Below are 18,607 nucleotides of genomic sequence, written 5' to 3'. Positions count from 1 at the left end.
CCAAACGACAGTGGCGAGCCCTTTCGCCTTGATCTATCAAGCGCAAGGCGGGACCTTGCGCGCCCCGCCCAAGCGCTCGGACGAGGCGCGGCCTCGCCGGCGGATTTGCCCCAAGGAGATTTGGAATGACGTCTTTCGCCTCCGTCGCCGGCCCGAGATGGGTGACGCTCACGAGCCATCGGGCCTGGCTGCTGCAGCAGGCCGACAACCTCTTCTCCTTCTTCGAAAAGCGCAGCGTCAATCCGCTCGGGGGCTTCTACGATCTCGACACCGAGGGCAGGCCGCAGCCGCCCGGCATTCCGCCGGGCAGCAAGCCCGGCCGCCAGCTTCATGCCACCACGCGCATGGTGCATTGCTTCGCCATGGCGCAGCTCATGGGCCGTCCGGGCGCCGACGTCCTCATCGACCACGGCATGGACTTCCTGTGGAACGGCCACCGGGATGCGGTGAACGGCGGCTATTTCTGGGGCGTCGGCTATGACGGGCCGACCGACGACACCAAGCAGGCCTATGGCCACGCCTTCGTGCTGCTGGCCGCCTCCAGCGCCAAGGTCGCCGGCCATCCCGACGCCGACCGCTTGCTCGCCGATATCTCGACCGTCCTGTGGGAGCGCTTCTGGGAGGAAGAGCACGGCGCCGTCGCCGAGGAGTTCACGCGCGACTGGAAGCCCTACGACCAGTATCGCGGCCAGAATTCCAACATGCATCTGACCGAATCGCTGATGGCCGCCTTCGAGGCGACCGGCGACGGCACCTATCTGCGCAAGGCCGAGCGCATCGCGGACCTGATCGTCCGCCGCCACGCGGCGCAGAACGGCTGGCGGCTCGCCGAGCATTTCACGGTCGATTGGCAGCTGAACAAGGATTATGCCGGCAGCCCGGTGTTCCGCCCCGCCGGCACGACGCCGGGCCACTGGCTCGAATGGGCACGCCTGCTGCTGCAGCTGTGGGAACTCGGCGGCCGCAAGCTCGAATGGCTGCCGGACGCCTCGCGGAACCTCTTCCGCCAGGCCGTCGCCGAGGGATGGGACGCCGGGAAGGGCGGCTTCTACTACACCCTCGAATGGGACGGTTCCCCGCGCATCCGCGGCCGCTATTGGTGGCCGTGCTGCGAGGGCATCGGCGCCGCCGCCTTTCTCAACGCCGTCGATGGCGATGCCTTCTACGAGGAATGGTACCGCAGCATCTGGAATTTCAGCGCTGCCCACCTGATCGACCGGGTGAACGGTGGCTGGTTTCCCCAGCTCGATGACGAGCTCGAGCCGAACACCGGCCCCTTCTACGGCAAGATCGACATCTACCACGCCTTGCAGGCCTGCCTCATTCCGCTGCTGCCCACCACCGGCAGCATCACCCGCGGGTTGCTGACGACGGGAATCAAGCTGTAGCATCTTCGGGCTGCCCCTCCTCGCCTTCTCCCCGCAAGCGGGGAGAAGGAAATGGCTGGCACCGTGTCAAGAGAAGCGAGCTGCAGAAGCGAGCTGCGAGATGAAGGTTTTTCGGGCTTTTCGCGACGCGGAAGTCCCCTCGCCCCGCTTGCGGGGAGAGGATAGAGGTAAGGGGCCGTGCTGCCGGGCAGGCGCTCTCATCTTCAACCATGGGCGGGGACGAGTCAGCAAAATGCGCTTTGCGCCCCACGGAGGGAAAGCGCGGACAGGGATGTCCGCGCTCCCGGGGGGGTTACCCGCCGACCATCAGCTTGACGATCTCGTCATGATTGGTGTCGGCGATGCGCCGTTCGCCGGCCAGCGTGCCGCGGCGCAGGACGATGATGCGGTCGGAAACCGCGAAAATGTCCTGCAGGTTGTGCGAGATGAAGATGATGCCGCGCCCCTGCGCCTTGAGCGTCTTGATCAGCGAGACCACCTTGCGCTGCTCGGGGACGCCGAGGGCCGCCGTCGGCTCGTCCATGATCAGGACCTGGGCGTTCCAGTACACCGCCCGGCCGATCGCCACGGCCTGGCGCTGGCCGCCCGAGAAATTGCCGACCGGCGAGTCCAGCCGCGTGACGTGGAAGTCGAGCAGCGCCATGGTTTCCTGCGCGGCCTTGGCCATGCTGCGGCGGTCGAGCACCGGCAGGAAGCCGAAGGCGCGCCGCATCGGCTCGCGGCCAAGGAAGATGTTGGCGCCGATCGACAGATTGTCGGCGAGGGCGAGGTCCTGGTAGATCGTCTCGATGCCGTGGCCGCGCGCCGCCTCGGGCGTGGCGAAGTGCACAGCCTCGCCCTTGAGCCGGATTTCGCCGGCGTCGGCCTGGTAGACGCCGGAGATCGTCTTGATCAGGGTCGACTTGCCGGCGCCGTTGTCGCCGGCGAGGGCGACGACCTCGCCGGCGTTGAGCGCCATCGAGACGCCGTCCAGCGCCGAGACGCCGCCGAAGCGCTTGGAGACCGAACGGACTTCGAGGAGGGGCTGCGTGTCGATGGCCATCAGTGCCGTCCTCCGATGCGGCGCTGCGTCTGGTCGACGAGCACCGAGATGATGATGACGACGCCGACGGAGACGAATTGCCAGAACGGTTCGACATCGATGAAGACGAGGCCGTACTGGATGACGGCGATGACGAGGGAGCCTGCGACGGTGCCGAAGATCGATCCCGAGCCGCCGAACAGGCTGGCGCCGCCGATGACGACCGCGGCGATGGAATCGAGCAGCAGGGGCTCGCCGGCCTGCGCCGCCCCGGCGGTGAAGCGGGCGGCATAGAGCACGCCGCCGATGCCGGCGCAGATCGCGGACAGGATGTAGAGCCTCCTCGTGTGGCGGCTGACATTGATGCCCGCCCGCAACGCGGCCTGCTCGCTGGCGCCGATGGCATAGGTGTGCTGGCCGAAGCGGGTCTGCGACAGCACGTAATGCATCAGGATGAGGAACAGCACGGTGATGACGACGACGGTAGGCACGCCGAGGATGCGGCCGTTGCCGAGCGCGGAAAACCAGCTGTTGGAGACGGGAACTGTGGTGCCGCCGGCCAGCAGGAACGCCGCCCCGCGGGCGACGCCATACATGCCGAGGGTGCCGATGAAGGGCGGCACGCGCAGCTTGGAAATCAGCAGGCCGTTGACGAGGCCGGGAATGATGGCGACGGCGACGCCGACGATCACGCCGAGGAGCATTGCCGGAAAGGGCGGGACATAGCCGCCGATCATGTTGATGGCATGGGCGCAGACCACGGCGGAAAGGCCCATGATGAAGCCGATCGAGAGGTCGATGCCGCCCGAGATGATGACGAAGGTCGACCCCAGCGCCAGCAGCAGAGGCGCCACGGCGAAGATGGTGACCGATTGCAGATTATAGACCGAGAACAGGAAGCTGACGCCATATTGGTAGCGCGCCCAGGTCTCGAAGAAGATCAGAAGCAAAGCGAGGAACAGCCAGGCTCGCAGATCCGCGATGCGGGTGAGCCAGACACGGGAGGAGGACGCTGCGGGCTGCACAGGCTGGTCCAGGGTTGATTGGGCTGACGACATGTGCCGCTCCGTTGGATGACAGGGGAGGGCGCCGCCGCGCTGTCGGCCCGGCGGCGCAGCGGTTCACTCCTTGTAGACGAAGCGCGAGACGTTGGGATCGTCGAGGTTCGTCTTGTCCATCACGGTGAAGCCGGTGCCGATGGAGACCGGGATCGACTGGCCGGTCAGATGGGCATAGGCCGAAACGACGCCGTAATAGCCGATCTCCGAGGGGTGCTGGGCAATGGCGATGTCGATCAGCCCGGACTTGATGTTGGCGACGATGGAAGCGGGCGCGTCGAAGGCGGCGACGCGGACCTTGCCGCTCTGGCCGGCCTGCTCCACGCCATTGGCGGCGCCGAGGGCGGAGAACAGATTGGCGCCGAAGACACCGGCGAGATCGGGATTGCGGGCGAAGACGGACTGGAACTGCGAGGCCGCCTTGTTGGCGTCGTCGTCGTTGAACTGGGTTTCGAGGACGGTGATGTTCGGATGGCTCTTCAGCTCGTCCTTGAAGCCTTCCTCACGCTGGTCGGTCGTGGAGACGCCGGGCTTCACGTTGGAGACGTAGACCTTGCCCTTGTCCCCGATCGCCTTGGCCAAAGCCCGCGCGGCGATGCGGCCGCCGAGGATGTTGTCGGAAGCGATGTAGGAAAGCGGAAAATCAGCCTCGCCCGAGCCGCTCTGGTACTGGCCGTTGCCGATGAAGGTATCGACGGTGATGACGGGGATGCCGGCGTCGGCAGCCTTCTTCAGCGGCTGGACGAGCTGCACCTTGTCGGTCGGCGCGATCAGGATCGCATCCGGCTTGCGGGCGATCACCGCGTCGAGGACGGGCGTCTGCGTCACCGGATTGAAGTCCGGCGCGCCCTGGAAGACGAGGTTGACGCCGAGCGCATCGGCGGCCGCCTGTGCGCCCTTGTGCATGGCGATGTAGAAGGCGTCGGTCGTCAGCCCGGGGATGAGGGCGATGGTGAATTTCTTGTCCGCCGCGTGGGCGGAGCCCATCAGCATGCTGGCGCCCACCGTGAGCGCTGCAAATGCAGTCAGCACTTTCTTCATGAGGTTCCTCCGTTGATCGTTGTTATGGGTCGTTCGAGGCCACGGCTGCGGCTCTCCTTCGCTTGAGAGCTGCCGCAACCGAATGACGGGAATGAAGACCGCCGCACCGGCAGGGGCGGATCGATGCTTCGCAGGCCTGGCGAGGCACCGATGATCGATCCGCGGCGGACCGGCAGAAGGCGAAATGGTTTCAGGCCGAAATATCTGCACGCCGGGCGAAGCATCGAGCCCGCCGCGCATCGTCTGTCCCTCCGGATCATCTTCTTGTTTCTGAGTGCGAGCCTATGTGCCGCTCGTGCACGCGTCAATTGAATTTTTTGCGCGCGGAAAAATTGACGCGCGGCGCGTGCGTTGCAATCAGTCGCTGAGAGCTATGGAATTGATACTATGGTTCAAATTCCTGCTGCCGACCATGGATGACGCACGGAATTCGCCGCGGCGCCCCTCCGGTCGTGCGACATCGCAAAGAGATATATTTCCACGCGTAAAATATTCTGATAGCCTATCTCGGCCCGGTGCCTGCGGAACACGCGATGGCGGCCCCGCGGCGCCTCGCCCGAGGCATGGCAGATCTGGGACCGCGCAGCACCGTGCAGAAGATCAGGAACATGGCGGAGTTCGCGCAGCTGAGCGGAATCTCGCGTCCGACGGTCTCCAAATATTTCAACGATCCCGCCAGCGTCAGGAAGTCGATCCGCTCCAAGATCGAGCGTGCGCTGCTGAAATACGACTACCGGCCCAATCTTTTCGCCGTCAATCTCAACAAGAGGAAGCCGAAGATCATCGGCGTCATCGTGCCCGATACCTCGGACATGTTCTATTCGGAGATGGTGCGGCATATCGAGATGCGATGCGCCATCGACGGCTATTTCGTGCTCGTCCTCAGCTCACGCGGGGATCCGCTGCTCGAGGCGCGCTCGATCGACACGCTGCTCTCGCTGAAGATCGCCGGCGCCATCATCGCGCCGCTCGGGATCCGTACCGACGCGGCGCTGATGGAGAGCCTGCGCGCCCATATCCCGATCGTCTATCTCGATTCGTCCCTGCATGACGGCTCGCCTTTCGTGGGCACGGACAACGAGCAGAGCATCGGCCTGATCACCGACTATCTCTGCCGCACCGGCACGCCGCCGACCTTCTTCGAGATGCCGGCCGTCAATCACAATGCCGCGGAGCGCAGGGACGCCTATGTCCGGACGATGGAGCGGCTCGGCTTCCAGCCGGAGGTCGTCGGCGTCACCCGTCAGACGGACTGGCGCTTCGAGGAGATCGCCTATGGCGAGGCGCTGCGCGTCCTCGACGGCAAGGGCTTCCCGACCTCGACGCTGCTCTGCGCCAATGACCGCATCGCGGTCGGCGTCATGGCGGCGGCCTTCCAGCGCGGCGTCAAGGTCGGCCGGGAGGCCGATTGCCGGCTCCGGGTCGCGGGGCACGACGACCAGCCCTATAGCCGCTTCGGCTGTCCGCCGCTGACCACGGTGGCTCAGGATTTCAGCCGCCTCGGCAGCCTCGGCGTGGAGATGCTGCTCGCCGAGGTCGAGAGCGAGACGCCGGGCCCGCCGGAAGGTGCGCGGCAGATGCGGGTCGAGGCACGGCTGATGATGCGCGCATCCGCCTGACGGAGGGCGGACGCAATTTCAAGAACAGAAGACAAAACAAGAGACGTCAAGGAAGGGCAGGACGGCATGGCGGGTGCCATTGTCACGATCGGCGAGATCCTTGTGGAGATCATGGCCGTGGAGAAGGGGAACGGCTTCCTGGCGCCGCAGCCGCTGATCGGGCCGTTCGCCTCCGGTGCGCCGGCGATCTTCATCGACCAGGTGGGCCGCCTCGGCCATCCCGCCGCGATCGTCTCGGCCGTCGGCGACGATGATTTCGGCCGGCTCAACTTGGCGCGCCTGCGGGAGGACGGGGTCGATGTCTCGGCGGTGGCGATCCATCCGGGCGCGGCCACGGGCAGCGCCTTCGTGCGCTACCGGCCCGACGGCGCCCGCGATTTCGTCTTCAACATCCGCGACAGCGCCAGCGGGCGGATCGACCTCGACAGCGAAGCGCTGGCCGTGCTGGCGCAGGCGGGCCATCTGCATTTCACCGGCTCCTCGCTCGGCATTCCCGCCATCCTCGGCATCGCCGAACGGGCGGTCGATATCGTCAAGAGCCGGGGGGGCACGGTTTCGTTCGACCCGAACGTCCGCAAGGAACTCCTGGGCGATCCGGGCTTTCGCCGCGCGCTCGAGGCGGTGATGGCCGCCACCGACATCCTGCTGCCCTCCGGCGACGAATTGCACCTCATCGCGGGCGTGGAGGATGAAGCGGAGGCGGTCCGCAGTCTGCTGGCGCGCGGCGTGGCCGAGATCGTGCTCAAGCGCGGCGCCGGCGGGGCGAGCCATTTCGACCGGACCGGGCGGACCGATGCGCCGGGCTTCGTGGTCGAGGAGATCGATCCGACCGGGGCGGGCGACTGCTTCGGCGCCACCTATCTGGTCTGCCGGCGGCAGGGCATGCCCGTCGCCGAAGCGCTGCGCTACGCCAACGCGGCCGGCGCGCGCACCGTCACCGTGAAGGGACCGATGGAGGGAACGTCGGGCTTCGCCGTGCTCGACGCGTTCATCGCGACGACGAAGGGAGCCGGGGCGTGACCATTCTCCAGGACCTCGTCGACGCCCGCCGCCGCGGCGCGCCCCGCGGCATCACCTCGGTCTGCTCGGCCCATCCGGTGGTGATCGAGACCGCCCTGGCGCATGGACGCGACCTCGGCGCGCCGGTGCTGATCGAGGCGACCTGCAACCAGGTCAATCAGGACGGCGGCTATACCGGCATGACGCCGGCCGATTTCCACCGTTTCGTGCTGGACAGGGCCGGCGCCTGCGGGTTCGACAGCGGCCGCCTGGTGCTGGGCGGCGATCATCTCGGACCCAATCCGTGGCGCCATCTCGACGCCGCGCAGGCGATGGACAAGGCCGAGGCGATGATGACGGCCTTTGTCGCCGCCGGCTTCGCCAAGATCCATCTCGATGCCAGCATGGGCTGCCGGGGCGAGCCGGAAGCGCTCGACGACGAGACGACCGCCCGCCGCGCCGCCCGGCTGACCCGCGCCGCCGAGAAGGCCGCGCGCGAGGCCGGCCTGCCGCCGCCCGTCTACATCATCGGGACGGAAGTGCCGACGCCGGGCGGGGCGCTGCACGCGCTCGACGGCCTGCAGCCGACCTCGGCCGCGGCGGCGCGCCGGACGATCGCCACGCACCGCGAAATCTTCCGCCTGGAAGGCGTGGAGGAGGCCTTGGAGCGCGTCATCGGCGTTGTCGTGCAGCCCGGCGTCGAATTCGGCCACGAGGACGTCGTTGTGTATGAGCCGGAAAAGGCTCGCGAGCTCGTGGCCGTTCTCGACGACGAACCCTCCCTCGTCTTCGAGGCCCATTCCACCGACTACCAGCCGCGCGACAGGCTGGCCCGCCTGGTGGCGGACGGCTTTGTGATCCTCAAGGTCGGGCCGGGCCTCACCTTCGCCCTGCGCGAGGCCCTGTACGGCCTCGACCTGATCGCCGGCGAGCTGGAGCCGGGCTATGCCGAACGCTCGCTGACAAAGGCGATGGAGGCGTTGATGCTGGCGGAGCCGGGCTATTGGCAGCGCTATTATCACGGCGGCCCGGCCGAGCAGCGGGTGCTGCGCCATTACAGCTACAGCGACCGCATCCGCTACTACTGGCCGCATCCGGCCGCGATCCGCGCGGTGGAAGCCCTGGCGCGAACCCTCGCCGGCCGCGCTCTTCCGGCCACGCTGGTGCACCAGTTCCTGCCCGCGGCGGACAATGCCGGCAATGGTCGCGATGCGCCGCTGGACATGGCCGCCTGCCTTGCGCTCGCGGTGCGCCGGGTGCTCGACGATTATGCGTCGGCGGCGGCACCGGAGGCGGGGAGGTCGGAAGCGGCCGGCTGAGCCTCGGGACCCCGCGAGGAGAAGCGCCGTCCGTCAGACGGCATCCCAGAGGCGGCCGTCCATGGTGAGCAGGTCCTTGAAGCGGTCGATGACGACGTCCGGTGCGGGATTGATGGGCTTGCCCTCCGCCTCGCGCGCATAATGGCCCTGCCGCACGAAGATGGTCGTCAGCTTGTCGCCCATCACCCGCTTCATCTTGGCGAGCAAATGCGGCTTGTCGTCCACCATGGCGTAGTGGCGGGCCGGGAAGTGGCGCTGCACCGAATCGAGCATCTGCTCCTTGTGCAGATAGATCATCACGCGCCCCTCCACCGCGTCCCACAGGCCGGCGCGCTGCGCCTTGCGCGGTTGGAAGACGATGTCGCCATCGGAGAGGATGGCCGGCGTGCTGAACGTCTTGAGATGCTGGATCGTTTGGAGCGCCTCGGGGAAGACGCGGTTCGCGAAGGGATATTCGAGCAGGAACTGCGACATCTGCAGCAGGTCGGGATCATCGTCCAGGCCGTCCCGGAAAAACTGGAGGGCGGCGAGATAATCGGCATAGCCGAATTCGTCCCGGATCTTGTCGTAGATCCCCCAATAACGCTCGCGATGCTCGGCACCGAAGACATCCTCGATGTGGTTGCCGAGATCGGCCGTGAAGCCGTCATTGTCGAGAAGGGTGTTGTCGATGTCGAGCAGGAAGACGAGTTTTGTTTCGGCAGGCAAGGCTGGGCTCCCCGAGGCGGCGGACAGGAAAAAGGACCGGTTTCCGGAAGGGTAGGGCGCATTTCGCCGGAGCGCGAGCCAATTCGCAAGCCGGATTCGGCCGGCGAGGGTGAATTGCTACCTGAGATTGTCGGTCCGGCCCGGCGGGGCGTGAGACGGGTGCCGAGCCTGCCCCCAAGCGCGCGGCAACTGGCTCGTCCATGCCGATTGTGCATGGCGGCGATGCAAGGATAGAAGACCGTATGTCTCGTATTGATGCGCGCCAGGGTCGCTGCGCCCTGCGCGACGGGAAGGCTTCGTGCATCGCCAAGCGCGCGCACGGGCAGGAGGGCCGGGCGAGGGCGTGGGTGCTGAACGGCGATTTTCCGGTGTTTTCAAGCGGTTGGTGTCATGTATCTTGCGAAACTGTCGGAACGATCCCATGTGAGGAGGCGTCGGCCCGGCATTCCTGCAAGGCGTCGGGCGGCGTTTAGGAAGCCGTTCCGGTTGTGCAAGGGTCGGTCGCTCTTCTCTTGATCACAATTATTTCAATCCGAAGCGTCTCGTTTTCTATTGCCATGTGAGACGCACCGTCTTATAACCTCCCTCAACGGACGACGCATTGCCGCCCGATCATCAAGGACAAAAATCATGAAGACGATCATTGTTTCATCGCTGGCTGCCGCGGGTCTGGCTCTCTCGATCTCCTCGGCCTTCGCTTTCAGCAACAGCCCCGATGGCCAGGTCATCACCGGCGGCAACGTCCCGGCGGTCACCAGCCACCAGTCGGCCCCCGCCCACTTCCTGTCGGGCGCCGCGCAGGCCGACAGCGATTTCGGCCTCTCCTCGAATGCCGTCGAGGGCCGTGACTTCCTCGCTGCCCAGAAGGGCCGCTACTGACTCTGACGGCTCCCTCGGGAGCCGGTCTCCGCCGCATCGAACGCCGGCGGGGGCGACCGTAAAGTGGGTGGACGGGACGCAAGGCCGCAAGGCCGGCCCCGCCGCCCGGCAGGAGCGGGCGGCACGCTGCGTTGCGTGACCGCCTCGAGCCTCCTGCCTTTTCTTCCAGACGATGGATCGCCGGACCGCCGGCATCCTTTTCAGGACGACGACCATGAAGACCCTTGTTGTTTCCACCCTGGCTGCGGCGGGCCTGGCCCTGTCGATTTCCTCCGCCTTCGCCTTCTCCAACAGCCCGCAGGGCCAGGTGATCATCGGCGGCGAAGCCCCGGCCGTCACCAGCTACGCCGCCCCTGACGCCGCCGCCCCCCAGGCCCGCTTCCTCTCCGGCCATGTTTATGGCCAGCGCGCTTCCGAGGACGGCACCCCGAGCCAGAGCTTCGGCCTCTCCTCCAATGCCATCCAGGGCCGCGAATTCCATGCCGTCCAGCAGGGCGGCCACTGGCTCAACGACGAAGGCGGCGAATAAGCCCACCGCCTGAGACGACGGGGCCGACCGGCCCCGCCCGATACCGCCTCCCGACCACCCCGAGCGACCGCTCACGCTTTTTCATCACCCCAGCCCTTTCGACCGATGCCCTTTGCCGGACTGATATGCCGAAGGACTTTTTTCAAGGACCTGCCATCATGAAGACCGTTCTCCTCTCCTCCCTCACCGCCGCCGCCCTCGCTCTGTCGATCTCCTCGGCCTTCGCCCTCTCCAACAGCCCCGAGGGCCAGGTCATCGTCGGCGGCAATGCCCCGGCCATCACCGCCACCAGCCATGACAATGCCGCGCCCCGCCACTTCCTCTCCGGCTCCCAGCAGACCGATCCCGATTTCGGCCTCTCCTCCAATGCCGTCGAAGGCCGCGACTTCCTCAACGCCCAGAAGGGCCGCTACTGAGCCGCGCCGGGCGGGTTTTACGCCCGCACAGGACGCATGAACGGGGACGGACGGCCACGCCCTTCCCCCGCCTCTTTCAAAGCCAAACGATTGCCAGCACCCATTGCGTAGATGATGTCCGCAAGGCCATCCCAATCCGTAGAACCAGCCGATTTTCAGTACCCGTTGCGTATCCGTTGCATGCGTACAACAAGAACGCCGCGCCCCTTCCCAGGGGCGCGGCGCTTTTGTTCGTCGGTATCGATGAGGGCCGAGGCCCTCACGCTCTTTCGGGCAAGGTCAGGCCATAGCGCGCGGACAGCTCCGCAAACGCCGCCACGCTCACCGGATCGACCGGAACGCCGTTGCGCAGGCGCTCGGCTTCGACGGCCCATTCGCGGTCGCCGGGCGCCATCGGCTTGCCCGACGCGCCCTCGGCCGGCTCGGCGGCGCGGATATTGGCGAGATAGCGCGCCATGATCGCACCGTAGATCTCCGGGCCGACGAAGGCGGCGGGGTTGATCGCCAGGGCGAAGCCGCCCATGTCGCGGGGCTTGCCGGTCGAGGCGCCGTACATCGGCGAAAGCTCGGTCGACAGCAGCATGCCGGTCAGGGGCGCGCTGAGGATCTCCACCAGCCCAGCCAGGCCGGCGCCCTTGTAGCCCTGGGCCGCGCCGAGCGGCGAGAGGACGCGAGCCGCGTCGGCGTCGTTGGTCGGCCGTCCGGTTTCGTCGACGGCGACACCGTCGGGCAGGGCAACGCCGAGCGAACGATAGAGCAGCACGCGGTTCATCGGGATCGCGCTCGTCGCCATGTCGAGCAGCCAGGGGCGGTCCTGGCCGGGAGCCGGCGCGCCGACGGCGATCGGGCTCGTGCCGTGGAACGCGTTGCGCCCGTCGAACAGGCGCACGGCGGCATCCGAATTCGCCACCAGCAGGCCGATATGACCCTGCTCCGCCGCCCAGAGCGCATAGGCGCCGGCGGCGCCCATATGGGACATGCGTCGGATCGTCACCGCGCCGATCCCCTGCGACGTCGCGATGTCGACCGCTTCCTCCATGGCGCGATAGCAGGCCAGATGTCCGATGGCGCCATCGGCGTCGAGGACGGCCGTGGCGCCGGAACCGCGCTCGACCACGAGCTGGGGAACGCCGTTGACCTCGCCGCTCGCGATCACCGACAGGTAATAGGGAAGGAGCCGCACGCCATGGCTGTCGACGCCGAGGCGCGAGCCATGCATCATGGCGCGCGTCGCGGCCCGGGCGGAAGGCGCGTCGGCGCCGCCGGCGAGCAGGGCCGATTCGACGAAAGCCTCGAGACTGGCGATGGTATAGCGCTGCGGTTCATTCATGGTAGGGCCTGTGATGACGTGGTTGAAGGTGCAGTCGACGCCTCGGGCGGGTGACCGCGCTCAGGCGTGTCTAGCAGTCTTGTTTCTGCTTTGAAAAAGCAAAATCGAGGCAGCTTGGACCTGCCCGCCTATCTCTCCCTCCGATAGGGATCGTCCTCGCTGTCTTCCGAATCGGCGGCAGCGTTGCTCTCCTCGACGGGGATGGCGTAGACGCCCTTCAGCCAGCGCGACAGATCGATGTCGGCGCAGCGTTTCGAGCAGAAGGGCTTGGTGGCCTCGACGGTCGGCTTGCCGCAGATCGGGCATTTGCGCGGCAGCCGGACGATCGAATCGGAATCGCTCACAGGGTCTCTCTCCAGGTGCCGCGAATCGGAAAGCCGGAGCCTTCCAGCAAGGCAGCGGTCTCGTAGAGCGGCAGGCCGACGACATTGGTATAGGAGCCGACGAGGCGCAGGACGAACACGCCCGCAAGCCCCTGGATGGCGTAGCCGCCGGCCTTGCCGCGCCATTCTCCCGACTCGAGATAGGCATTGATGTCGTCCAGCGAAAGGTGCTTGAACCGCACGCGCGTCTCGACGAGCCGGGTGCGGATCGCCCCCTGCGGGCCGGCGACCGCAACCGCCGTCATCACGTGATGGGTTCGCCCCGACATCAGGCGCAGGCAGGCTTCGGCCTCGGCGGCGATCTCGGCCTTGGGCAGGATGCGGCCTGTGCAGGCCACCACCGTATCCGCCGTCACCGTGAAGGCGCCTTCGAGGTCGGGCCGGCTCGCCAGCGTCACCAGCGCCGCGTCCATCTTGCCGCGGGCGAGCCGCTGCACCAGCGTGCGCGCGGCTTCCCCCCGCTTGGGCGTCTCGTCGATGTCGGTCGGAAGCAGCGCATCGGGCGCACAGCCCATCTGCTCGAGCAGGGCATGGCGGCGGAGGCTGGCGGAAGCGAGGACGAGTTTCGGGCGAGGGATCATGACAGGCCGGCGACGGATTTCGCCCCCTGTGTGGACCAGACCTGCCTTGTTTGCAACGATCTTGCCGATCGCGTTCGGGTGCGGCCTGCGCCGCCTGCCGGGGGCGGAAGGCGGCGCAGGCCGGGGATCGTCCTATTCGCCCTCGGGGAAATCGGCGCCCTCGGTCACCTCGGCCCAGCTGTCGAAATCCTTGGCAAGCTGCTCGAGCTTGATGCGGGCGCCGGCGAGGGCGAGCTTGCCGAGCAGCAGGCGCAGCGGCGCGTCGGGAGCTTCCACCGCCTTGACGATCGCCTGGGCCGCCCGCACCGGATCGCCCGCCTGCTTGCCGCTGATGCCGCGCGTCATCGCGGTGCGGGCCCCCGATGTCTGGTGATAATCGTCGATCGTCTGCGGCGCCTCGTTGGCCGAGCGCCCGGCCCAATCGGTCCGGAACGGGCCGGGTTCGACGAGGAGCACCTTGATGCCGAGCGGCGCCACCTCTTGGGCGAGGGCCTCCGACAGCGCCTCGACCGCGAATTTCGTCGCGTTGTAGAAGCTGAGCGAGGGGAAGGCGCGAAGGCCGCCGACGGAGGAGATGTTGACGATGGCGCCCGAACGTTGCCCACGCATGCCCGGCAGCACCGCGCGCGTCATGGCGGTGAGGCCCCAGACATTGATATCGAACATCTTGTGGACCTCGGCGAGATCGCTTTCCTCGAACGATCCGAAATAGCCGATGCCGGCATTGTTCACGAGCACGTCGATGCGGCCGAAATGATCCTGCGCCGCCTTCACCGCCGCGTCGATCCGGGCCTGGTCGGTGACGTCGAGCCCGAGGACGAGCGCCAGATCGCCCTGGCCCGCGGCGATGTCCTCGACCTGGGCCGGATTGCGGGCGGTCACCACCGTCGGATAGCCGAGGCTGAGCGTCAGGCGCGCGAGCTCGCGGCCAAATCCGGTCGAGCAGCCGGTAATGAACCATACGGGTTTGTCAAAGCTGGGCATGTAAAATCTCTTTTGATGAAAGGTAGCGACGGTGGAGGACCCGGCCCGGGAGCCCTGGCGACAAACTCGATAATATGGCGCAGTCCTTGAAGGAAATCTGTCAAATCGCGGATGGCGGCATGCGCTGCATCAACCGGACGGCGGGCGGCCGTCAGGCGAGGCGGCGTTCCAGCTCGGAATAGAGGGCGTTTTCCGGCTCGAACACGAAATCGAGCATCGCCACGGCGATCGAGGCGGCGCCCTGGCCGGTCAGCCAGGCGGCGAAGTCGAAGGTCCCGGCGGCGGGGACGTGGAAGGTGAGAGGCTGGCCGGCCGCCGGCAGCCCGAAGGGCGCCGTCGCCCCGAAGCCCTGCAACGCCTCGCGCAGATGGCGCTCGCCCGCACCGCGCAGCACGCAGCGGATCTCGCGCTGGGCGGCACCCTTGGCCTTGGCCGCCAGGCGCGACAGCACCGACGCGGCGCCGGCCCGGGCACGCGGGTTCCAGTCCGCCGCCAGCGAGGCGACGAGATTGGCCTGCGATTTCAGGATCACGCCGTCCTCGACGACCTTGAGGGCGTTCGCCGCCAGCGTGCCGCCGGTGGTGGTGATGTCGACGATGAGGTCGGCGGCCCCGGACGCCGGCGCCCCCTCGGTGGCACCCAGGCTCTCGACGATGAGATATTCGGCGACGCCGTGGATCGAGAAGAAGGAGCGCGTGAGGTGGATATATTTGGTTGCCACCCTCAGGCGCCGTCCGTGGCGGTGGCGGAACCCGGCCGCGACGTCCTCGATATCGGCCATGCCGCGCACGTCGATCCAGGATTGCGGCACGGCGACGACGACATTGGCGTGGCCGAAGCCGAGCGGCTGCAGCAGGCTCACCCGTTCGTCGGCGCGCGGAATGCTCTCGCGGATGAGGTCTTCGCCGGTGACGCCGAAATGGATGGCGCCGCTGGCGAGCTGCCCGGCGATCTCGGATGCCGAAAGGAACAGCACCTCGACGTCGGCCATGCCCTGCACGCCGCCGCGATAGTCGCGCGCGCCGCGTTCCTGGACGAAGCGGATGCCGGCACGTTCGAAGAAGGCGACGCAGCTCTCCTGGAGGCGGCCCTTGGAGGGGATGCCGAGGAGGAGGGGGGCGGGCGAGGAATTGGCGCCGGTCATCACAGTTCTCCACCGAAGCGGTCGATCCAGATCGAGCAGCCGATGGCGGGGATCGGCTCCGCGGATCCGAGCTGCGACATCAGGCGGTCGTAACGGCCGCCGCCGACCAGTTGCGGCGCCCCCGGCCGGCCCGGATCGTGCAGCTCGAAGACGAAGCCGGTGTAATAGTCGAGCCGCCGGCCGAAGGCGGTGGCGAAGCGGATGGTGCCGACATCGATGTCGCGCGCCGCGAAGAAGCCGGTCCGCTGGTCGAAGGCATCGAAGACGCCGTCGAGAGCGAGCCCGGCGTCGTCGGCGATGGCACGCAACTGGGCCGAGGCGCCGTCCGGATCGCCCGCGACCGCGAAGATGCGCCGGGTGATCGCGACCTTGTCGGCGTCGACGCCCATGCCGGAGGACAGGGCGGCCTGTTCGAGGAAGCGGTCGGCGATCTCGTCGACGCTGCGCCCGCCGACCGGCTGGATGCCGGCGATCGACAGGAGATCGGCGACGGCTGCGCGGGCCGAGCCCGGATCGGTTCCCTCCAGTGCGGCGAGGAAACCGGCATAGGCGGCCGCCCCGTTCTTCGGCGCGCTGCTGCCGAGGCGGGCGAGGTCCTCGTCGAGATTGCGGGAATGCTGCAGGTCGCTGGCGAAGCGGCGGCGCCAGACCGGCGGCAGGTCGAGCGCGTCCAGCATGGCCGAGACGACGCCGGCGTCCCCCATGCGGATCTCCGCCGCGGACAGGCCGAGATCCGCCGCCGCCTCCAGCGCGATCGCCAGCATCTCGGCGTCGGCCGCTGGCAGGTCGTGCCGGCCGTAATTCTCGAACCCGGCCTGCGGGAATTCGCCGGGGCCTTCGGCGCGCAGCCGGAACACCGGTCCGCGATAGGCATAGGCGCCGATGGCGCCGGCCCCGGCTTCCTTCAGGAAGTGCAGCGAGACCGGAATGGTGAAGTCCGGCCGCAGGCAGAACTCGTGTCCTTCCGCATCCGTGGTCAGGAAGGCCTGACGGCGCATGTCCTCGCCCAGGAGGTCGAGGAAGAGGTCGGCCGGCTGCAGGATGGGCGGGTCGATCAACGCATAGCCGGACCGCTCCGCGAGGGCATCGAAGGCGTCATAGGCGGGATGGGGCATCGGTCAGGGGTCCATCGACGAACAATTCTCGGCCTTCTAACAAGATCGGCCCGCTTGCGCGACAGCGAAAGCCGGCCGGGCCTCGTCATCCCCAGCGAGGCTGCAGGCCGGAGAGGAACGAGCGGACGACCGAACCCCTTCGCCGCGCCGGGACGGCAGGAGAATGTCCAGACAGATTTCGGGACGTGCCGGCGACCTATGGCCGATCGAGCGCCGGCCATCTCGCCCTGGAGAAACGCCAGAGGGCGTAGATGTTGACCAGCGGCACCAGGGTCAAAAGCGACCACCACCCGCTATAGCCGGCTCGATTGAGGATGCGAACGAGCGATACCCAGTACACGATGGCAACGCCAACGTAGATCAGCAGTATCAGCCAGTGCCAGATCGAAAAACTGTCCATTGCCGTCGCCCCGCCCTCATGCAAATGAGGCTATCACAACGCCTGCCGCGTGCAAGCGCCTGCCCGGCCACGGACCCGCATGGCCGCCTCTGCGGGAGGGAAGTCAGCCTCCGGCCAGCATCGCCCGCACCGTCGCCACCAGCTCGCCGCGCGGCACCTGGCGCTGCGCGACGCGCGCCTCGCGCCATTCGGCATTGTCGGCGATGCCCTTGGCCATCTCGGCGCCGAGGGCGAGGTCCTTGAGCTGCACTTCACCCTTGTCCGCCTCGTCCGAGCCCTGGATCACCACGATGGGGGCCTTGCGCCGGTCGGCGTAGCGCAGCTGCGCCTTCATGCCGGAACCGCCGAGATAGACCTCGGCGCGGATGCCGGCCTGGCGCAATTCGGTGGCCATGGCCTGGTAGTCCGCCAGGCGGCCCTGGTCCATCACGCAGACCACGACCGGCCCCTTTTCGTTCGACGTATCGACGCGGCCGAGCGCCGTCAGGGCGGAAAGGAGGCGCGAGACGCCGATGGAAAAGCCGGTGGCCGGCACCGGCTCGCCGCGAAAGCGGGCCACCAGCCCGTCATAGCGGCCGCCGCCCGCCACCGAGCCGAAGCGCATCGGCCGGCCCTGCTCGTCCTTGACCTCGAAGGTGAGCTCGACCTCGTAGACCGGCCCCGTATAATATTCGAGGCCGCGCACGATCGAGGTGTCGATGACGACGCGGTCGGTGCCGTAGCCGGACTGCTCGACCAATTGGGCGATGCGGGCGAGCTCCTCGACGCCCTCGCTGCCGCCCTTGGAGCCCTGCACCAGCGGGCGCACGCGATCGAGCGTCTCCGCATTGGTCCCGCTCTGCCCGGTGACGTAGTCGAGGATCGTCTGTGCCTGGGTATCGTCGAGCCCGGCGCCCTTGGTGAAGTCGCCCGATTCGTCCTTGCGGCCGCCGCCGAGCAGATCGCGCACGCCCTGCGCGCCGAGACGGTCGAACTTGTCGATGGCGCGCAGGACGGTGAGGCGTCGCCCGGCATTGTCCTCGCCGTCGAGCCCGATCGCTTCCATGATGCCGTCGAGCACCTTGCGGTTGTTGACGCGCACGACATAGGCGCCGCGGGGAATGCCGAGCTTCTCCATCGTGTCGGCGGCCATCATGCAGATCTCGGCGTCCGCCGCGACGGAGGGAGCGCCGACCGTATCGGCATCGAACTGCATGAACTGGCGGAAGCGTCCCGGCCCCGGCTTCTCGTTGCGGAAGACATAGCCGGCGCGATAGCTGCGATAGGGCTTGGGCAGGGCGTCGAAATTCTCGGCGACGTAGCGGGCGAGCGGCGCCGTGAGGTCGTAGCGCAGCGACAGCCACTGCTCGTCGTCGTCCTGGAACGAGAACACGCCTTCATTGGGGCGGTCCTGGTCGGGCAGGAACTTGCCGAGCGCATCGGTGTATTCGACGAAGGGCGTCTCCACGGGGTCGAAGCCGTAGAGCTCGTAGACCTCCTGGATCGCCGCCACCATGGCGCGCGTGGCCGCGATCTCGCCGGCACTGCGGTCGACGAAGCCCCGCGCCTGCCTCGCCTTGAGTTTCTGCTTCTTGTCGCCAGCCATGATGTTCAATTCCGAGAATGTCGCCGTTGTTTAGCAGCAATGGCCTCGGGGGCAACGTTCTTTGTCCCGGCGCACAAGCGTTTGCGCCCCGACGCAGGGCGAATGAAG

At 67.4% G+C, this 18,607-nt stretch carries 19 protein-coding genes; 7 read left to right on the top strand and 12 right to left on the bottom strand.

Annotated elements, in window-relative coordinates; all coding sequences use genetic code 11:
- The first annotated feature begins 125 nt into the window (after positions 1-125).
- Positions 126-1,388: an AGE family epimerase/isomerase gene (locus J3R73_RS23940; protein ID WP_307433131.1), complete on the top strand. Its 1,263-nt coding sequence runs from the start codon at positions 126-128 to the stop codon at positions 1,386-1,388.
- 292 nt (positions 1,389-1,680) lie between these two features.
- On the opposite strand, the gene J3R73_RS23935 is transcribed toward J3R73_RS23940, so the two are convergent.
- The 3 genes from J3R73_RS23935 to J3R73_RS23925 all read right to left on the bottom strand — a co-directional run bounded on the left by J3R73_RS23935 (position 1,681) and on the right by J3R73_RS23925 (position 4,508).
- Positions 1,681-2,430, bottom strand: a complete 750-nt coding sequence (locus tag J3R73_RS23935; protein ID WP_307433128.1) for an ATP-binding cassette domain-containing protein — start codon at positions 2,428-2,430, stop codon at positions 1,681-1,683.
- Positions 2,430-3,467, bottom strand: a complete 1,038-nt coding sequence (locus tag J3R73_RS23930; RefSeq protein WP_307433124.1) for an ABC transporter permease subunit — start codon at positions 3,465-3,467, stop codon at positions 2,430-2,432. The genes J3R73_RS23935 and J3R73_RS23930 overlap by 1 nt, the downstream gene beginning before the upstream one ends.
- A gap of 63 nt (positions 3,468-3,530) precedes the next feature.
- Positions 3,531-4,508 carry an ABC transporter substrate-binding protein gene (locus J3R73_RS23925; RefSeq protein WP_307433121.1) on the bottom strand — a complete coding sequence of 326 codons (978 nt, stop codon included), beginning with the start codon at positions 4,506-4,508 and terminating at the stop codon, positions 3,531-3,533.
- 608 nt (positions 4,509-5,116) lie between these two features.
- On the opposite strand from J3R73_RS23925, the gene J3R73_RS23920 reads away from it, so the two are divergent.
- From J3R73_RS23920 to J3R73_RS23910, 3 genes are all read left to right on the top strand, one after another.
- Complete coding sequence (locus J3R73_RS23920; RefSeq protein WP_307437649.1) at positions 5,117-6,127, top strand: LacI family DNA-binding transcriptional regulator; 1,011 nt, start codon at positions 5,117-5,119, stop codon at positions 6,125-6,127.
- A 66-nt stretch (positions 6,128-6,193) separates the two neighbouring features.
- On the top strand, positions 6,194-7,147 hold the full coding sequence (locus J3R73_RS23915; RefSeq protein ID WP_307433118.1) for a tagatose kinase: 954 nt from the start codon (positions 6,194-6,196) through the stop codon (positions 7,145-7,147).
- Entirely contained in the window at positions 7,144-8,445 is a 1,302-nt protein-coding gene (locus J3R73_RS23910; RefSeq protein WP_307433116.1) for a D-tagatose-bisphosphate aldolase, class II, non-catalytic subunit, read from the top strand. The genes J3R73_RS23915 and J3R73_RS23910 overlap by 4 nt, the downstream gene beginning before the upstream one ends.
- A 33-nt stretch (positions 8,446-8,478) precedes the next feature.
- Here the strand turns inward: J3R73_RS23910 and J3R73_RS23905 are convergent, their stop codons facing one another.
- A complete protein-coding gene (locus J3R73_RS23905) occupies positions 8,479-9,153 on the bottom strand; it encodes an HAD family hydrolase (RefSeq protein WP_307433113.1) in 675 nt (224 codons plus the stop codon).
- Positions 9,154-9,783: 630 nt separating this feature from the next.
- On the opposite strand from J3R73_RS23905, the gene J3R73_RS23900 reads away from it, so the two are divergent.
- The 3 genes from J3R73_RS23900 (at position 9,784) to J3R73_RS23890 (ending at position 10,977) form a co-directional block, all read left to right on the top strand.
- The gene (locus J3R73_RS23900) at positions 9,784-10,032 is read left to right on the top strand and encodes a hypothetical protein (RefSeq protein ID WP_307427054.1); all 249 of its coding nucleotides are present in this window, start codon (positions 9,784-9,786) and stop codon (positions 10,030-10,032) included.
- Between the two features lie 214 nt (positions 10,033-10,246).
- Complete coding sequence (locus tag J3R73_RS23895; RefSeq protein ID WP_307427055.1) at positions 10,247-10,561, top strand: hypothetical protein; 315 nt, start codon at positions 10,247-10,249, stop codon at positions 10,559-10,561.
- Positions 10,562-10,719: 158 nt separating this feature from the next.
- The gene (locus J3R73_RS23890; protein WP_307433110.1) at positions 10,720-10,977 is read left to right on the top strand and encodes a hypothetical protein; all 258 of its coding nucleotides are present in this window, start codon (positions 10,720-10,722) and stop codon (positions 10,975-10,977) included.
- Positions 10,978-11,236: 259 nt separating this feature from the next.
- On the opposite strand, the gene J3R73_RS23885 is transcribed toward J3R73_RS23890, so the two are convergent.
- The 8 genes from J3R73_RS23885 to hisS form a co-directional block, all read right to left on the bottom strand.
- On the bottom strand, positions 11,237-12,307 hold the full coding sequence (locus tag J3R73_RS23885; RefSeq protein ID WP_307433108.1) for an Ldh family oxidoreductase: 1,071 nt from the start codon (positions 12,305-12,307) through the stop codon (positions 11,237-11,239).
- A 128-nt stretch (positions 12,308-12,435) separates the two neighbouring features.
- Positions 12,436-12,651 carry a DNA gyrase inhibitor YacG gene (gene yacG / locus J3R73_RS23880; RefSeq protein ID WP_307433105.1) on the bottom strand — a complete coding sequence of 72 codons (216 nt, stop codon included), beginning with the start codon at positions 12,649-12,651 and terminating at the stop codon, positions 12,436-12,438.
- Complete coding sequence (locus tag J3R73_RS23875; RefSeq protein WP_307433102.1) at positions 12,648-13,271, bottom strand: Maf family nucleotide pyrophosphatase; 624 nt, start codon at positions 13,269-13,271, stop codon at positions 12,648-12,650. Before J3R73_RS23875 ends, yacG begins: the two co-directional genes overlap by 4 nt.
- Before the next feature lie 132 nt (positions 13,272-13,403).
- Positions 13,404-14,255, bottom strand: a complete 852-nt coding sequence (locus tag J3R73_RS23870; RefSeq protein WP_307433097.1) for an oxidoreductase — start codon at positions 14,253-14,255, stop codon at positions 13,404-13,406.
- 151 nt (positions 14,256-14,406) lie between these two features.
- Positions 14,407-15,399 (bottom strand): ATP phosphoribosyltransferase, encoded by a 993-nt coding sequence (gene hisG / locus J3R73_RS23865; protein ID WP_307433094.1) that lies wholly within the window; start codon positions 15,397-15,399, stop codon positions 14,407-14,409.
- Positions 15,399-16,514: an ATP phosphoribosyltransferase regulatory subunit gene (locus tag J3R73_RS23860; protein ID WP_307433091.1), complete on the bottom strand. Its 1,116-nt coding sequence runs from the start codon at positions 16,512-16,514 to the stop codon at positions 15,399-15,401. Before J3R73_RS23860 ends, hisG begins: the two co-directional genes overlap by 1 nt.
- A gap of 196 nt (positions 16,515-16,710) precedes the next feature.
- Entirely contained in the window at positions 16,711-16,914 is a 204-nt protein-coding gene (locus J3R73_RS23855; RefSeq protein WP_307433087.1) for a Sec-independent protein translocase family protein, read from the bottom strand.
- 103 nt (positions 16,915-17,017) lie between these two features.
- Positions 17,018-18,499 (bottom strand): histidine--tRNA ligase, encoded by a 1,482-nt coding sequence (gene hisS / locus J3R73_RS23850; RefSeq protein WP_307433084.1) that lies wholly within the window; start codon positions 18,497-18,499, stop codon positions 17,018-17,020.
- Positions 18,500-18,607: the final 108 nt, after the last annotated feature.

It is taken from the genome of Labrys monachus, from assembly GCF_030814655.1.
GTDB lineage: Bacteria > Pseudomonadota > Alphaproteobacteria > Rhizobiales > Labraceae > Labrys > Labrys monacha.
This window is presented reverse-complemented; position numbering and strand designations above follow the sequence as displayed.

Excerpts from the sequence above, each read along its gene's own strand:
- J3R73_RS23855 (WP_307433087.1), bottom strand. The coding sequence starts at position 16,914 with ATGGACAGTTTTTCGATCTGGCACTGGCTGATACTGCTGATCTACGTT.
- J3R73_RS23920 (WP_307437649.1), top strand. The coding sequence starts at position 5,117 with ATGGCGGAGTTCGCGCAGCTGAGCGGAATCTCGCGTCCGACGGTCTCC.
- J3R73_RS23860 (WP_307433091.1), bottom strand. The coding sequence starts at position 16,514 with ATGCCCCATCCCGCCTATGACGCCTTCGATGCCCTCGCGGAGCGGTCC.
- J3R73_RS23890 (WP_307433110.1), top strand. The coding sequence starts at position 10,720 with ATGAAGACCGTTCTCCTCTCCTCCCTCACCGCCGCCGCCCTCGCTCTG.
- J3R73_RS23930 (WP_307433124.1), bottom strand. The coding sequence starts at position 3,467 with ATGTCGTCAGCCCAATCAACCCTGGACCAGCCTGTGCAGCCCGCAGCG.
- hisG (WP_307433094.1), bottom strand. The coding sequence starts at position 15,399 with ATGACCGGCGCCAATTCCTCGCCCGCCCCCCTCCTCCTCGGCATCCCC.
- J3R73_RS23935 (WP_307433128.1), bottom strand. The coding sequence starts at position 2,430 with ATGGCCATCGACACGCAGCCCCTCCTCGAAGTCCGTTCGGTCTCCAAG.
- J3R73_RS23900 (WP_307427054.1), top strand. The coding sequence starts at position 9,784 with ATGAAGACGATCATTGTTTCATCGCTGGCTGCCGCGGGTCTGGCTCTC.
- J3R73_RS23925 (WP_307433121.1), bottom strand. The coding sequence starts at position 4,508 with ATGAAGAAAGTGCTGACTGCATTTGCAGCGCTCACGGTGGGCGCCAGC.
- J3R73_RS23915 (WP_307433118.1), top strand. The coding sequence starts at position 6,194 with ATGGCGGGTGCCATTGTCACGATCGGCGAGATCCTTGTGGAGATCATG.
- J3R73_RS23895 (WP_307427055.1), top strand. The coding sequence starts at position 10,247 with ATGAAGACCCTTGTTGTTTCCACCCTGGCTGCGGCGGGCCTGGCCCTG.
- J3R73_RS23940 (WP_307433131.1), top strand. The coding sequence starts at position 126 with ATGACGTCTTTCGCCTCCGTCGCCGGCCCGAGATGGGTGACGCTCACG.
- J3R73_RS23870 (WP_307433097.1), bottom strand. The coding sequence starts at position 14,255 with ATGCCCAGCTTTGACAAACCCGTATGGTTCATTACCGGCTGCTCGACC.
- hisS (WP_307433084.1), bottom strand. The coding sequence starts at position 18,499 with ATGGCTGGCGACAAGAAGCAGAAACTCAAGGCGAGGCAGGCGCGGGGC.
- J3R73_RS23885 (WP_307433108.1), bottom strand. The coding sequence starts at position 12,307 with ATGAATGAACCGCAGCGCTATACCATCGCCAGTCTCGAGGCTTTCGTC.
- J3R73_RS23875 (WP_307433102.1), bottom strand. The coding sequence starts at position 13,271 with ATGATCCCTCGCCCGAAACTCGTCCTCGCTTCCGCCAGCCTCCGCCGC.